Genomic DNA, 12,157 nt, shown 5'->3' on the forward strand with positions numbered 1-12,157 from the left:
ACCTTCACACCACACGTGATCTCCCGGGTGCGCGATCCGATCGCGCTGGATGTGCCCACAGGCAAGACTCACCCGTCGCAGGGCGTGCCCCTGCTGAACCGGAGCACCGGTCCTACCGCCGGGAATCTTCCTCCGCTTGTTCCTGAGGTCGGCCATGGCCGGTCCTCCTTTCTGACTGATTGATTGGTTGACGCGGTGAGAGTGAGATTCGAACTCACGGACCAGCCGAAACCGGCCGACGGTTTAGCAAACCGCTGCCCCTGCCAACAGGCGGACCTCACCTCGGCAGTTCGCCGATCACGCTGATGTTCTTGCTCGACTTCGGGCACTGCCAGCGCGGCCCCGACGAGGTCAGTACTGCACTGAGCGGATGAGACGCCGGGTGCTCCGGACACTCCGGCCAGGTCGCCGGCAGCCCCAGCCGTCCGAGCTCCTCAAGCACGAAGTCCTGCACCTGATCGGCAACCTGCACCAGCCGCTCGTCGGCTGACATAGCTGTCGGTGCCAGCACCCCCGTCGTCGAGCGCCGACCGGACAAGAGCAGTACAGACTCATAGCCGGGATCCGAAGTCGCCGGCTCCTCTGAGATCCGTAGCTTGATCCCGCCCGTACTTCGAAGATCCCGCCGGACCGCCTCCAATGCGTTTTCAAGACTCATCCTTCAGCTCCTCTCCCCAGCCGCCGGGTTCCGGCCGCCGTGTCCCCTGATCACGGCGGCCGGTCCCGACCATCAGCCCTTGACGCAGATGACCTGCTTGAGGTGGGCAACGACCTCGACCAGGTCCGACTGGGCAGCAATCACCGAATCGATGTCCTTGTACGCCGCCGGCAGCTCGTCCAGCACCCCGGCGTCCTTGCGGGACTCCACCCCGGCGGTCTGGGCGATCAGGTCGTCGACCGTGTAGCGGCGCTTCGCCTCGTTGCGGCTCATCCGCCGGCCTGCCCCGTGCGAGGCCGAGTTGAACGACTGCTCGGAGCCGAGCCCGCGGACGACGTACGAACCGGTCCCCATCGACCCCGGGATCAGCCCCAGGTCGCCGAGACCCGCCCGGATCGCGCCCTTGCGGGTGACCAGCAGCTCGAGGTCGTCGATCGTCTCCTCCGCCACGTAGTTGTGGTGGCACGAGATCGGCTTCTGGAAGACGATCTCCTGCTCGAACGAGTCCCGTACCGCCTGCATCACCAGGGCGAGCATCACCGCGCGGTTCCGCGACGCGTACTCCTGCGCCCAGGTGAGGTCCTGGCGATACGCGTCCATCTCCGGCGTACCGGCCAGGAAGACCGCCAGATCGCGATCCGGCAGATCGGCGTTGTGCGGCATCGCCTTCGCGATCCGCATGTGCCGCTCGGCCAGCTCCTTGCCGATGTTCCGCGACCCCGAGTGCAGCATCAGCCAGACCCGGTCGTCGTCATCGAGGCAGACCTCGATGAAGTGGTTGCCACCACCCAGCGATCCCATCTGCTGGTGCGCCTTCTTCTCCCGGTCCTGCACCCCGTCGTGCAAGCTCGAGAACGAACCCCAGAAGCGATCCCAGCCACGATCCAGCCCAAGCTTCCGCACACTCACCGGATGCTGGTGCCTTCCGAACCCAACCGGTACAGCGGCCTCGATCCGCGACCGAATCCCCGCCAGATCGTCAGGCAGGTCCGAAGCAGTCAGCGAAGTGAGCACGCCCTCCATGCCACACCCGATGTCGACCCCGACCGCAGCCGGCGACACCGCCTGGTACATCGCGATGACCGACCCCACGGTCGCCCCCTTGCCCAGGTGCACATCCGGCATCACCCGTACGCCGTGCACCCACGGCAGCGCCGCGATGTTCCGCAACTGCTGCAGCGCAGCAGCCCCCACCTCATGCTCCTGAGCCCACATCAGAGTGGAGCTCTTGGCCCCACTCAGGGCGACCGGATACTGAACGTTCATCTCCCCACTCCTCTGGTTGATTGCGGTGAACCTGGGATTCGAACCCAGACATCCTGTGAAGGATCGGCCGTTTTCGAGACGGCTGCCGGTAGGCCTACGCTCGGCTTAGCTCACCTGGCGTGGAGATCCCGGGTGTCGAACCCGGTGAAGTGACCTTGCAAAGGTCGCTCGCGTGCCGACGCGATCCCCGCGGACGGCGTACGGGCCGGGTCGGCTCGTACGGCGTCAGCAGCTGCCAGGGCAGGGCTCGAACCTGCGGGGCCTCGGGTCAGAACCGAGGGTGGGATTCCGGCACCCACCTGGCATCGCTCTGACGCGGCACCGGTGGGTACTACGTCAGAGTGCTAACTCGGCCCGCGAAGGGATCCACGGCTGCCACAGCAGTGGCATGCCGGCTTCGTCGGGCGTGCGGCAGCCCTTCTTCTCGTTGCAGCGTGCGTGGGCGGCGACGGCGTTCAGCCACTCGCCGCGGCCACCACGCGAGCGCGGTACGACGTGATCCATCGTGGTGGCGCCCGTTTGGCCGCAGTACGCACAGCGGTGCTTGTCGCGCTTCAGTACGCCGACGCGCGTGTACTGCAGCCGGCCGGAGGCGTAGCGCCACTTGGTGACGACATAGCGGACCAGGCGCAGGACGCGGGGAAAGGGGAACGGCCCGATACTGGCGCCGTCGTGCGCTTCCTCGACGACCGCGACCTCCCGGACGAGCATCCGGATGGCGTGCTGAAGTGACACGACGTGAAGCTGCTCATATGAGGCGTTGAGCACTATGACACCGCTCATGGTGGTTCCTCCTCTCTCCAGTGTGCCCGACAGATAGTTGCCGGGTCAGCTTTCTCGGTGCGGCTCCAGGGACTCGAACCCCGAACCTCCTGGTCCTAAGCCAGGCGCCTCTGCCAATTGGGCTAGAGCCGCGTGAACGGGTAGTGACATCGTGACGAACTGTGACCTGCAGCACGCCCGGCAGGACTCGAACCTGCAACCACCTGCTTCGTAGACAGGCACTCTCTCCAGTTGAGCTACGGGCGTTCACCGCCCCTGCGCCGGACTTTGGTATGTCCGGCGCAGGGCGCGGGCGTGGCCGGCGTCGGCAGGGCCGGACCCTCGCCCGACCGCTGACGCAGACCTTGGTTTGGCGCTCGCTCGGCCGGTAGCTGAGCTTGCTGCGGGCGCCTGGTCGAGCTGGGGAGACTCGAACTCCCGATCCCCTCATCCCAAATGAGGTGGCCTGGCCGCTGGCCTACAGCTCGTGTATTGCAAATGGCATATCCAGTTGTCAATTGTTCGAATTGCCGCCCGTGGGCAGCACAAAGGTATTTGTGGCGTAAAAACAAAGAAGCCGCCCGATCCGGACATCCCGGTTCTGGCGGCTCCTGACGATCTGGATGATCAGTCAGGCGGACCGCCGTACCTCGGGCTCAGACTCCCTGCGAGCAGGTGGATACCGGCGTACTGGCGCACGGATCGCAGGCAAGCAGGCATCGCGTCGCGCTTCTCGCGCCACGCCGCCTCGAACTCTCGCTTGCCGGTCACTGTGCTTCTCCTGGTCTCGTTCGGTCCTTGCGGGGATTAGTTTCACCCAGGTCGTCAACTGAAGTCAATGCATTTCTTACAACTTCTATTCCCACCATTTCACACCCCCCTTTGACGGCATCGCGCCCGCACCGGTTCCGCCGCAACCCACCCCCGGGTACTCCGCCTCGCGCGCACCCGCCCCACCGCCGCCCAACCACCGTCCCCGGTATCCGATTCGGAATCAGCCCGCCACCCCGCTACACTCTTGCACGGCCCTCCGGGGCCACGCCGCCTTAGCTCAGTCGGCAGAGCGTCTCACTCGTAATGAGAAGGTCATCGGTTCGATTCCGATAGGCGGCTCCACCAGAACCCCCAGGTCAGAGGCCAGTTTCCTCGCCCGGGGGTTTCTTGTTTCCAGCCTCAAGCTCCCGCCGTGCCCCCGTGGTGCCCCCGATCTTCCGGGCGGCATCCCAGAGGTTCTGGTCGATCAGGTGCCCGTAGAGGTCCATCGTCATGGCCGCCGAGGCGTGCCCCAGGATCCGCTGAACGACCTTGGGGTCAGCACCCGACCCCAGCCAGACTGATGCAGCGGTGTGGCGCAGGTCATGGACCCGCAGGTTCGGAACGCCAATGGCCTTGATCGCAGCCGACCAACGGACAGACCGCTTCCAGTTGCCCTCGCTAAGTGGCCCACCTTGGGGAGCGTGGAACAGCCATGCGCCGTTCACCTTCTGACCTGCCCAGCGGTCGACCAGCGGGATCAGCTCATCGACCAGGGGGACGGTCCGTGCGCGCTTGTTCTTCAAGGTGTCCACGAACAGCTCGCCGGTTCCTCCGCTAGCCAGCACAGCTCGTTGAAGCCGGAGACCACGACCCGGCACCCACACACGGTCACCCGCCTGCAGACCAGCCATCTCACCCCAGCGGAGACCACCCAGACCGAGGACGAGCACGAGTTCGGCGTACCGGCCGTGGCATGCGTCGGCGAGTTCGTAGAGCTGCTCCTCCGTCAGGTGCACACCTTCACGCCTCGACTGCCCTCCACTCGGGGCCTTGGCAAATGCTGCGACGTTGACCGTCATCCGTCCGTCAGCGATGGCGTAGCTCAGGATCGAGCGAAGCGTGGCCAGGTACCGAGTGACGCTGGACGGACGGCGACCGGCAGCGATCTGCGCACCGACCCAGCTCGACACCTCAGCCGCCGTGATCGACACCAGCGGGAAGTTGCCGAAACGAGGCGCGATGTGGAGACGCCAGTCAGATTCGTCGGCCTCACGGGTGCGGCGCTTGGCCGAACTACGGGACTCCAGCCAGTCCTCGGCAACTGCCGAAAGAGGTACGCGACCGCGCTTGGGATCCGTCCACTCGCCCAGGCGGAGCTTGCGAGTCTGGTCCTGCTCCCAGGCAACGGCGTCGGTCTTGCGGTCGAAGACGCGAGTAGCGACCTCTCGACCATGCGACTTGATCCGCGCTCGATATCTGACCTGCCCACCCTTGGTGTACCGCTGGACGCTCATCAGGCGGCCTGGGCTTCGCGCTGGGAGTCGAGCCAGGCGGTGATGTCGCGCGCATCCCACACGAGCCGTCGGCCGACCTTGATCGCCGGAGCAAACCGACCTTCTTGCCGGAGCCAACGCACAGTCAGTACGGGTACCCGGAGGTACTGGACAACCTCATCGATGTTCCACAGCGTTGTGTCGTTCACAGTGCATCCCCTCGTGTTCAAGCCGCCGTGGAGGCGGGGTCGTGGTTGGTTGCCGAGCTGGTGTCGCCGGGGGTGGGCCCAGCCCGTTTGGCTTGCTCGTAGTCGGTTCGCCAGCGGATGCGTTCGTTGATGCCTCGTGTCATGAGGCCGTGCCAGGTGGGTAGGTCGGTGTCGTTTCGGCGGTCGATGGGTTCCCAGATGAAGCGGGGTTGGCCGGTGCCGTCGTCGGTGGTGGCTGAGTAGCGGTCGGTGTCGGGCATCTCGACCCCGGCCGAGGCGAGGGTTTGGCGGACGACTTCGGCGCGGTCGGCGCGGTGCTCTGTGAGGGTTTTGCCGGTCCACTGACGCGACACCAGGACCCGGCGGCCACCAAGCCCCAGGTGATGCCTGTCGTGGGCTTTGGAGCCGCACCAGCCGGGACGGATGCCAGCTTCAGCGCCTTGGGGTTGGACGCCGTACCGGAGCCAGTTCGAGCAGCTCGGTGAGCAGGGTAGCCAGCGGACCTCGCGGTGCAGCCGGTCGAGGTGGATCGCTTGTGGGGCAGTGATCTCGTCGTCGTCGCCGTAGGTGTCAGCGATGGACTTGGCGAGGTACTTGGTCAGGTACCCGATCGCTTTGCCCACCTTGTCCTCTGCCGTGCCGAGGATGCCTTGGTAGTCGACCTGGCTACCGAGCTTGACCACGTGAGCCGGGGTCGCGGCCGGGTCCTCGCCGATCGCGTCCAGAGCCTGATCCCACGTTGGTAGCGGGGCACCGTCGAAGGGGTCTACAAATCGGCCGGCCAAATGGTCCCAGCGGGGCAGGTCGTCGCCGACGTAGACGGGCTTGTCGCAGCGGGGCCACCACAGTTGGGCGTAGGTGGCTGCGGCAACGTCCTTGACGGTCTGGCGGGGGATGACGCCCCGGACAGCGGCATGCAGGTGCGGGGCGAGGCGGCGTTGGGCCTCGACGGTCGCGAAGTACTGGACCTTGTACCCGGCACACCTGCGGAGGTTCTGCCAGAACCGGTCCACGACCTTGGCGAAGTGCAGGGCATCCATCGCGGCCCGGTGGTAGTCGTACGACTCGGGGTCGGCGGGTGTGCCGTCGGGGCGGACCTTGCCGTAGGACGGGAGGGTGAGGGTGAGGAACATCGACGGCCGGAACGTCTTGCCGTCCGGGGTGGTGAAGGCGGTGCCGATGGTGCGGTTGTCCATCGGTACTCGAGGCAGATCCGGAGCGTCCTGGCGGCGACGGGTCGAGCGGACACGGCGGGCGGATTCGTCCTCGTCCGCCTGGTCCAACTCGTCGGATTCGGCGTCGTCGGATGAAGCCGCGGTGACCTCCTCGGCCTGGTCGTCAGCGTCGTCGGCGGTGGGGATCTCGTCGGTACGGTGCCAGCCCTCGCGGCACTGCTGCATGCGGAGTTTGCGGGCGCGGTTGGCGCACGGAGGGCACTGGCGGTGCTGGGTGGAGCCGCAGGGGATCGGTACGACGGACTGCTCACCGGTCGCGGTGTCGGTCATCCGCGAGAGCACCGGGCGGACGCAGACGCCGTTGCGGACGGCAAGCTCGTGCAGCACGTCGGGTGCGACTTGGCCGAGGGAGGAGATCATCGGGGACCATCTCCCCGGCGTGGTCGATCGGGGTCACCGGCCCACGGGATCCGCGCCGTGAGGTAGACGCGGACTCCGGGGCGGCCGAAGTTTGGGAAGACCTGTCCGGTGCCGGTGAAGTCGAACACCACGCCAAGGACCTTGATCATGATGTCGATCTCTTCGGGGTCGCCGGAAACCCGGAGCTCCACGGTCATGACGCCTGCCTCCACAACAGCTCAGGCAGCAACGTCGACCCGTCCAGGGCATCAGCGATCGGGACACCAGCGGCGATGTCCTCGCGGATCACGTCACGCTGTACCTCGGTGGTCCCACCCCAGACGCCGAACTCCTCATCGTTGGCCAGCGCCGAGGCGAGGCAGGACCGGCGGACCGGGCAAAACGAGCAGCGATCGAGCGCGGCAGCGGTGGCCTGTCCGGGGTCGGGGAAACAGGAGTCGTCAGCGACCGAGCGGCATTCGCCCATCGAGGCCCAGCCAGGGACGGCGTAGGCGGCGACCTCGGCGCGCTGGTCGGCGGTGAGTGCGGGGACCTCGAAGACGAGTTCGAGCTGTCCGGGGATTGCGTGGAACTTCATGCTGCCTCTCCTGTCTCGGGGGTCGGGTCGGTGTGGTTGCTGGGGGCATCGATCGAGTGCAGGACACGGCGCGGCCGGTAGTCGTGGGCCATGGCGCGGATCTCGTCATCGGTGACGTAGGAGGCTCGGACGCGTTGGGCGTGGGCTTGGCCTTCCATCCGGACGTAGCCGATGCCAGGCAGTGAGCGGGGGATGGAGTCGCAGAGAGCGCCGTTGTCCCAGGCGTCGTCACCGAGGACCATGTCGACCTCGGAGGCCTTGCCGAGCCGAAGCGCGATCTTGTCCGGGAACAGGTCGCGCCACTCACAGACCCGCTTGGTGACGTCTTGGACAGCGGCCATCACGTGGAAGCCGGGAGCGCGGCCCTTGGTCAGCAGGAGACCGAGTGCGTTCTCTGCCCTGGCCTGCAACTTGCGGTCCGGCTGCAGTGCGGTCAGCGTGGCCAGCTCGTCCACTAGGACCATCACGAGCGGGGTCAGCGGAGTCGGGTTGAACGTCCGGGTCGTGCCCCGCAGATGCTTGCACCGGATGTCCATGTCGTCGGCGGCGTCTTCGAGCAGCTCGACCATCGCGTCGTAGTCGTCGCGCTCGTACCGGCTGAACATCGCGGCACCGAACTCCAGCTCCATGCCGCCCTTGGGATCGACGGCCCAGATCTGCACCAGACCGGCCCGGATGAACGGAGCCAGTGCCCGCAGCGTCGACCAGATGATGGAGCCCTTGCCGGAGCCGGTAGCGCCAGCGATGAAGACGTGGGAGCCACGGACCCGCAGCCGCCAAGGGGTGCCGTCGTCGGCAAACCCGATCACCAGGCCGTCCAGGCGTGCCGGGTCGAGGGACTCGTCTATCGGGATCGCGGGAACCGTTGCCTGCAAGGGATTGCGCATCTCAAGGTCGAGCCAGACCCGGCCAGGCTTGTCCTTGCGGATCCGGGCATCGATCGCCCGCATGGCCTCGGCCAGGTGGGTCCGCTTGCCGTCCAGTTCCTTGCTCGTGAGCCCGATCGGGAGTTGGACCAGGAGCCGGTCGACGCTCGGGGTGTAGCGGAGCTTGATGACGCGGGGACGCATCACCCGGCCGGTGGTCTCGTCGGTGATGCCGAGGGCGCAGCGGCCCATCCAGAACCGCCACATGAGCCCGTAGCGGATCCATCGGCGGTACCACTGCACGGCCGGGATCCAGACCAGCCGGTTGAACGACGATCGGTGCTTGAGCCACCAGACGAATCCGCCGGCCAAAACCACCACCAGGACCAGGACCCGGGCGACCCAGCCCCACCGGGCCACCTGCACAGCCACCACTACGGCGACCAGCAGAGGACCGACGAGACCAGGACGCCGCAGCAGCGAGAACGCCACGAAGGCGAAGAATCTAACCAGCCGCCATGCCACTTGAGCCAGAACGGTAAGCATCCGGCCATCACCCCTGACCCCGGCTGTGACGCTTGAATTCCTTGCAGACCCGCTCGATCGACTCGGCCAGCCAGTCGAACGCGATTACCGCCCGCGTCGCGCTGGTGGAGGCGTCATCATCGGGTGCTGAGTGAGTAGCGCGGACCAAGGCAACGCAGTCGTTGCGTGCATGGACGGTCATCGCGAGGGTCTTGGTCAGCAGGCGCAAAGCGTCGGTGTCGTTGGTGGCACCGAGGGCGGTTGCCCACTGGTCAAGGTTCTGTCCACGATTCCTAGCCATCAGTGCATCCCTCTCTCGTGCCGCTCGAATCCCGGCGTCGCGAGGGACAAGGCGTCGATCAGGTCATCGGTGTGGCGAACCGCGTTCTTCGCGCGGTCGGCGTCCGGGAGGTCGGCCAGCATCCGGCTGAGCAACCGGGCCGCGTCGTTGGCGAACTTCGCGCGCTTGGTCAAGTGCGCGAGCAGGGCCTGTGCGTCGTCGTCGTTGTCAACGTCGAGTGCGTCGGCCCAGTCATCCAGGTCCCGCGACGAGGCACCCATTAGGCGGCAGGCTTGTTCGAGGCGGCGTTGCGCGGGGCACGGACCTCAGTCGCTCGGAACGACCAGGCCAGCCGAGCCCGACCGTTGCCGTTCTCCGACACGTACGGCGTCGCGGTCATCCCCTCGAACACCACCTGAGTGAACGGGCTGCCGGGAGTCGCGGACGGAAGTACTGGCTGCACCTTCGCGAGGATCTTGATCGACAGCGTCTTGTCCGCCTTGCGGGCCTCGCGGTCGCCGTCCACAACATCGACCGACCAGATCAGGAGGCCGGTCTCTTCGTCAGTCGCATAGACCGGGTGGTCCTTGCTCGACTTGTCAAAGTCCCTCACCTGCGTCACCTCCGACACGGCGTAAGCGCCGTACGGGAACGCGTCATCGAAGGTCACCTTGATCTTGCGGGGCATCGCCATGTGTCTGTCCTCCGGTTGGATCGGCCTAGCCTGACTAGCCAGGTCGCGATATGGCTAAGTTACCTAACCTGGCTAGTCAGGTCGAGGATTTGGACAGAGTGATTCCTAGGCTGGCTAGCCAGGTACTACTCTGGGAGGCATGGAGCTAGACCCGAACGACCCGCGACCGCCCTACAAGCAGGTGGCCAACTCCCTGCGCGCCGGGATCCTCACGCAGAAGTTCACGGCGGGGGAGAAGCTGCCCTCTCAGCAGGAGCTTGCGACGCAGTACGGCGTAGCGCGGATGACCGTGCAGCAGGCGTTGAAGTTGCTCCGCGATGAGGGCCTGATCGTGTCCCGGGTCGGCAGCGGTGTCTACGTGCGCGACCGTGCGGACCAGGCGGTCGGCCTCCGACCCCACATCGAGCAGGCCTTCGAGAAGACCCGAGTAACCATCGACTTCGCAGGCCTGACCGGTGAGACCTTGCTCTGTGCCCTTGAGGAGCCGATCGAGCGAATCCGGCGCGGGCGACTCACCCCGGAGTCAGTCACCATCCGGCTGTTGCTGCCCGACATGTCCCAGCCGATCGCCGTACCGTCCCGGGCGGGCTCCAAACCCGGTGACGACCCGGCGGTACGCGGCCGGATCGCTGACATCGCCCGCCGGTCGGCCGGGGAGATCATGGAAGCGGTGCGCGAGCTCGGAGAGCTTGGACTCGTGCAGAAGGTCGCCGTCGAAGCGCGCGTAATCCCGCTCCCGATGATGTTCAAGATGTACCTCCTGAACGAGGAGGAAGTGTTCTTCGGCTTCTATCCCGTCGTGGAGCGTGAGGTCGAGATCAAGGGCAAGCCGGTCGAGATCTTCGATGCCGTCGGCAAGGACACCGTCCTGTTCCATCACTCGGTCAGCGATGACGACCGCGCCACCGGCTCGCAGTACGTCGACCAGGCCCGCCGCTGGTTCGACAGCCTCTGGGGAACACTCGCCCGGACCTACGAGCCGTGACCGCCGAAGCGCTGGCCGCCATCCTGCGCCGAAGCCCGGTCATCCTCCTCGACTTCGACGGCCCCGTCTGCTCCGTGTTCGCCGGGTACCCGGCCCCACAGATCGCCGAGGAACTGCGTTCGCTGGTCATCGACCTGGTCGACGAGCTGCCCGCCGGTCTGGGAGGAGTGTCGAGTCCGCATGAGTTCCTTGCCGCCTCCGCCGAGATCTCTCCCGAGCTGGCCCGCCATGTCGAGGACGCTCTCCAGACCGCCGAGATCAAGGCGGTCGAGAGTGCCACACCGACGCCGGGAGTCGAAGAGTTCCTAGCAGCCTGCAAGGACGCCGGACGGCAACTCGCGATCGTCAGCAACAACACCGGCGCATCGATCAGCGCCTACCTCGCCCGGACTGGGCTGACTAGGTACGTGCAACACATCGAGGCGCGCGACCCATCAGATCCCGGCCTCATGAAGCCGCACCCGTACCTGATCGAGCAGGCTGCCCAGGCGCTGCGCACCACCCCGGTTCGCTGCGCTCTGATTGGCGATCAGACAACGGACGTCCGAGCGGCTAAGGCCATTGGAGCGAGCAGCGTCGGATACGCCAACAAGCCCGGCAAAGCCGACGGCCTCAGCGAAGCCGGAGCAGATGCGGTCATCACCCACATCTCCGAACTCACTGAGGTAGTCCGCGCCAGCTAGTTGGCCCTCTGCCGAATTTGGCTCTTATGGATCAAGGCGCGCCTTCGGCGCGCGGCGCGGACGTGCGCATGCGGCCTCCGGCCGTTCACCGCCCGCGCCCGCCCTCGGGTGTCTTCACGAGAGCCAACGACATTGCCTCCGGCGGGGGCCTCACGACTCTGGGATGACGGGTCCGAATCGGCCGGCCTACTGGGTGGCTGGTCGGGGTGCGTCTTCCCGCCTGCCGCTCAGCCCAGTCAGGACCTATCAGGAGACGCCAGAGGGGCCAAGATCGTTCGTCCAGTGGGGCGCTCCATCTTGGCCCCTCTGGCGTCTCCTGATCGCGCTACGCGTGGGCTGAACGGCAGACGGGAAGACGCGAGTAGGTCGAGGTATCGGGGGCCAAAGGCCGCGCCGATTTTCACTTGTAACCTTCGTGGGCAATTTCACGATAGGCAGGTAGGAGCGAGTTGTTGCTGGTGTTTGACCCAGGCAACTACTACGGTCCGGACAAGCGGAGGCCCGCACAGTTCAGGGTGTCGTTACCACTCTGAAAGGTGCGGGCTCCGTCTTGCGTTGACCTACATGCCGCTTAGCTCAGACTGCGGCAGTGCTGGCAGAGCGGCTTGTTGCCGGTGCCGTCCCGCTTATTGCGGGTCTCGATGTTGTTGCCCTCGGTGCAGCGGTTGTTGTTGTGGTGCACGCTGGCGAGGATCGAGTGAAAGGCCCGAACGATCATGTTCACCTCCTTAGCTCGGGGCACGCACCTCCTCGTCGTACCCATCAGAAGAGCCCGCCGGTTGGTGGGCCAACGTAGAGACTGCCACAA

16 protein-coding genes and 5 tRNA genes are annotated in these 12,157 nt (G+C 66.1%); 3 read left to right on the forward strand and 18 right to left on the reverse strand.

Annotated elements, in window-relative coordinates; all coding sequences use genetic code 11:
- Window positions 1-193: 193 nt before the first annotated feature.
- The 8 genes from AB0P21_RS14635 to AB0P21_RS14670 form a co-directional block, all read right to left on the reverse strand.
- Window positions 194-282 (reverse strand) — tRNA-Ser (locus AB0P21_RS14635).
- The gene (locus AB0P21_RS14640; RefSeq protein ID WP_363696831.1) at window positions 278-658 is read right to left on the reverse strand and encodes a hypothetical protein; all 381 of its coding nucleotides are present in this window, start codon (window positions 656-658) and stop codon (window positions 278-280) included. Before AB0P21_RS14640 ends, AB0P21_RS14635 begins: the two co-directional genes overlap by 5 nt.
- Before the next feature lie 72 nt (window positions 659-730).
- Entirely contained in the window at window positions 731-1,873 is a 1,143-nt protein-coding gene (locus AB0P21_RS14645; RefSeq protein WP_363698423.1) for an RtcB family protein, read from the reverse strand.
- Window positions 1,874-2,260: 387 nt separating this feature from the next.
- Window positions 2,261-2,707: an HNH endonuclease gene (locus tag AB0P21_RS14650; protein ID WP_363696833.1), complete on the reverse strand. Its 447-nt coding sequence runs from the start codon at window positions 2,705-2,707 to the stop codon at window positions 2,261-2,263.
- A 58-nt stretch (window positions 2,708-2,765) separates the two neighbouring features.
- A tRNA-Leu gene (locus tag AB0P21_RS14655) sits at window positions 2,766-2,839 on the reverse strand.
- A gap of 40 nt (window positions 2,840-2,879) precedes the next feature.
- Window positions 2,880-2,953 (reverse strand) — tRNA-Arg (locus AB0P21_RS14660).
- 145 nt (window positions 2,954-3,098) lie between these two features.
- A tRNA-Pro gene (locus tag AB0P21_RS14665) sits at window positions 3,099-3,174 on the reverse strand.
- Between the two features lie 139 nt (window positions 3,175-3,313).
- A complete protein-coding gene (locus tag AB0P21_RS14670; RefSeq protein ID WP_363696834.1) occupies window positions 3,314-3,457 on the reverse strand; it encodes a hypothetical protein in 144 nt (47 codons plus the stop codon).
- Between the two features lie 269 nt (window positions 3,458-3,726).
- Here AB0P21_RS14670 and AB0P21_RS14675 point away from each other — a divergent pair.
- Window positions 3,727-3,802 (forward strand) — tRNA-Thr (locus AB0P21_RS14675).
- Between the two features lie 14 nt (window positions 3,803-3,816).
- On the opposite strand, the gene AB0P21_RS14680 is transcribed toward AB0P21_RS14675, so the two are convergent.
- Genes AB0P21_RS14680 through AB0P21_RS14720 form a run of 9 tightly spaced genes read right to left on the reverse strand, consistent with a single transcriptional unit; the run spans window position 3,817 to window position 9,681 of the window.
- Entirely contained in the window at window positions 3,817-4,956 is a 1,140-nt protein-coding gene (locus AB0P21_RS14680; RefSeq protein ID WP_363696836.1) for a site-specific integrase, read from the reverse strand.
- Window positions 4,956-5,144 (reverse strand): helix-turn-helix domain-containing protein, encoded by a 189-nt coding sequence (locus AB0P21_RS14685; protein WP_363696838.1) that lies wholly within the window; start codon window positions 5,142-5,144, stop codon window positions 4,956-4,958. The genes AB0P21_RS14680 and AB0P21_RS14685 overlap by 1 nt, the downstream gene beginning before the upstream one ends.
- Window positions 5,145-5,161: 17 nt before the next feature.
- Window positions 5,162-6,739 carry a replication initiator gene (locus tag AB0P21_RS14690; RefSeq protein WP_363696840.1) on the reverse strand — a complete coding sequence of 526 codons (1,578 nt, stop codon included), beginning with the start codon at window positions 6,737-6,739 and terminating at the stop codon, window positions 5,162-5,164.
- Complete coding sequence (locus AB0P21_RS14695; RefSeq protein WP_363696841.1) at window positions 6,736-6,936, reverse strand: hypothetical protein; 201 nt, start codon at window positions 6,934-6,936, stop codon at window positions 6,736-6,738. The genes AB0P21_RS14690 and AB0P21_RS14695 overlap by 4 nt, the downstream gene beginning before the upstream one ends.
- A complete protein-coding gene (locus AB0P21_RS14700) occupies window positions 6,933-7,316 on the reverse strand; it encodes a WhiB family transcriptional regulator (protein WP_363696843.1) in 384 nt (127 codons plus the stop codon). The genes AB0P21_RS14695 and AB0P21_RS14700 overlap by 4 nt, the downstream gene beginning before the upstream one ends.
- Window positions 7,313-8,728, reverse strand: coding sequence for a hypothetical protein (locus AB0P21_RS14705; protein ID WP_363696845.1), 1,416 nt, complete (start codon window positions 8,726-8,728; stop codon window positions 7,313-7,315). Before AB0P21_RS14705 ends, AB0P21_RS14700 begins: the two co-directional genes overlap by 4 nt.
- Window positions 8,729-8,735: 7 nt before the next feature.
- On the reverse strand, window positions 8,736-9,008 hold the full coding sequence (locus tag AB0P21_RS14710; protein WP_363696846.1) for a hypothetical protein: 273 nt from the start codon (window positions 9,006-9,008) through the stop codon (window positions 8,736-8,738).
- The gene (locus AB0P21_RS14715; RefSeq protein WP_363696848.1) at window positions 9,008-9,268 is read right to left on the reverse strand and encodes a hypothetical protein; all 261 of its coding nucleotides are present in this window, start codon (window positions 9,266-9,268) and stop codon (window positions 9,008-9,010) included. Before AB0P21_RS14715 ends, AB0P21_RS14710 begins: the two co-directional genes overlap by 1 nt.
- On the reverse strand, window positions 9,268-9,681 hold the full coding sequence (locus AB0P21_RS14720) for a hypothetical protein (protein WP_363696850.1): 414 nt from the start codon (window positions 9,679-9,681) through the stop codon (window positions 9,268-9,270). Before AB0P21_RS14720 ends, AB0P21_RS14715 begins: the two co-directional genes overlap by 1 nt.
- 139 nt (window positions 9,682-9,820) lie before the next feature.
- On the opposite strand from AB0P21_RS14720, the gene AB0P21_RS14725 reads away from it, so the two are divergent.
- Together AB0P21_RS14725 and AB0P21_RS14730 are read left to right on the forward strand one after the other, a co-directional pair.
- Complete coding sequence (locus tag AB0P21_RS14725; protein ID WP_363696852.1) at window positions 9,821-10,666, forward strand: winged helix-turn-helix domain-containing protein; 846 nt, start codon at window positions 9,821-9,823, stop codon at window positions 10,664-10,666.
- Window positions 10,663-11,349, forward strand: coding sequence for an HAD family phosphatase (locus AB0P21_RS14730; RefSeq protein ID WP_363696854.1), 687 nt, complete (start codon window positions 10,663-10,665; stop codon window positions 11,347-11,349). The genes AB0P21_RS14725 and AB0P21_RS14730 overlap by 4 nt, the downstream gene beginning before the upstream one ends.
- Before the next feature lie 571 nt (window positions 11,350-11,920).
- Here AB0P21_RS14730 and AB0P21_RS14735 read toward each other — a convergent pair.
- On the reverse strand, window positions 11,921-12,067 hold the full coding sequence (locus AB0P21_RS14735) for a hypothetical protein (RefSeq protein WP_363696856.1): 147 nt from the start codon (window positions 12,065-12,067) through the stop codon (window positions 11,921-11,923).
- Window positions 12,068-12,157: the final 90 nt, after the last annotated feature.

This window comes from Kribbella sp. NPDC056861 (assembly GCF_040687575.1).
Lineage (GTDB): Bacteria > Actinomycetota > Actinomycetes > Propionibacteriales > Kribbellaceae > Kribbella.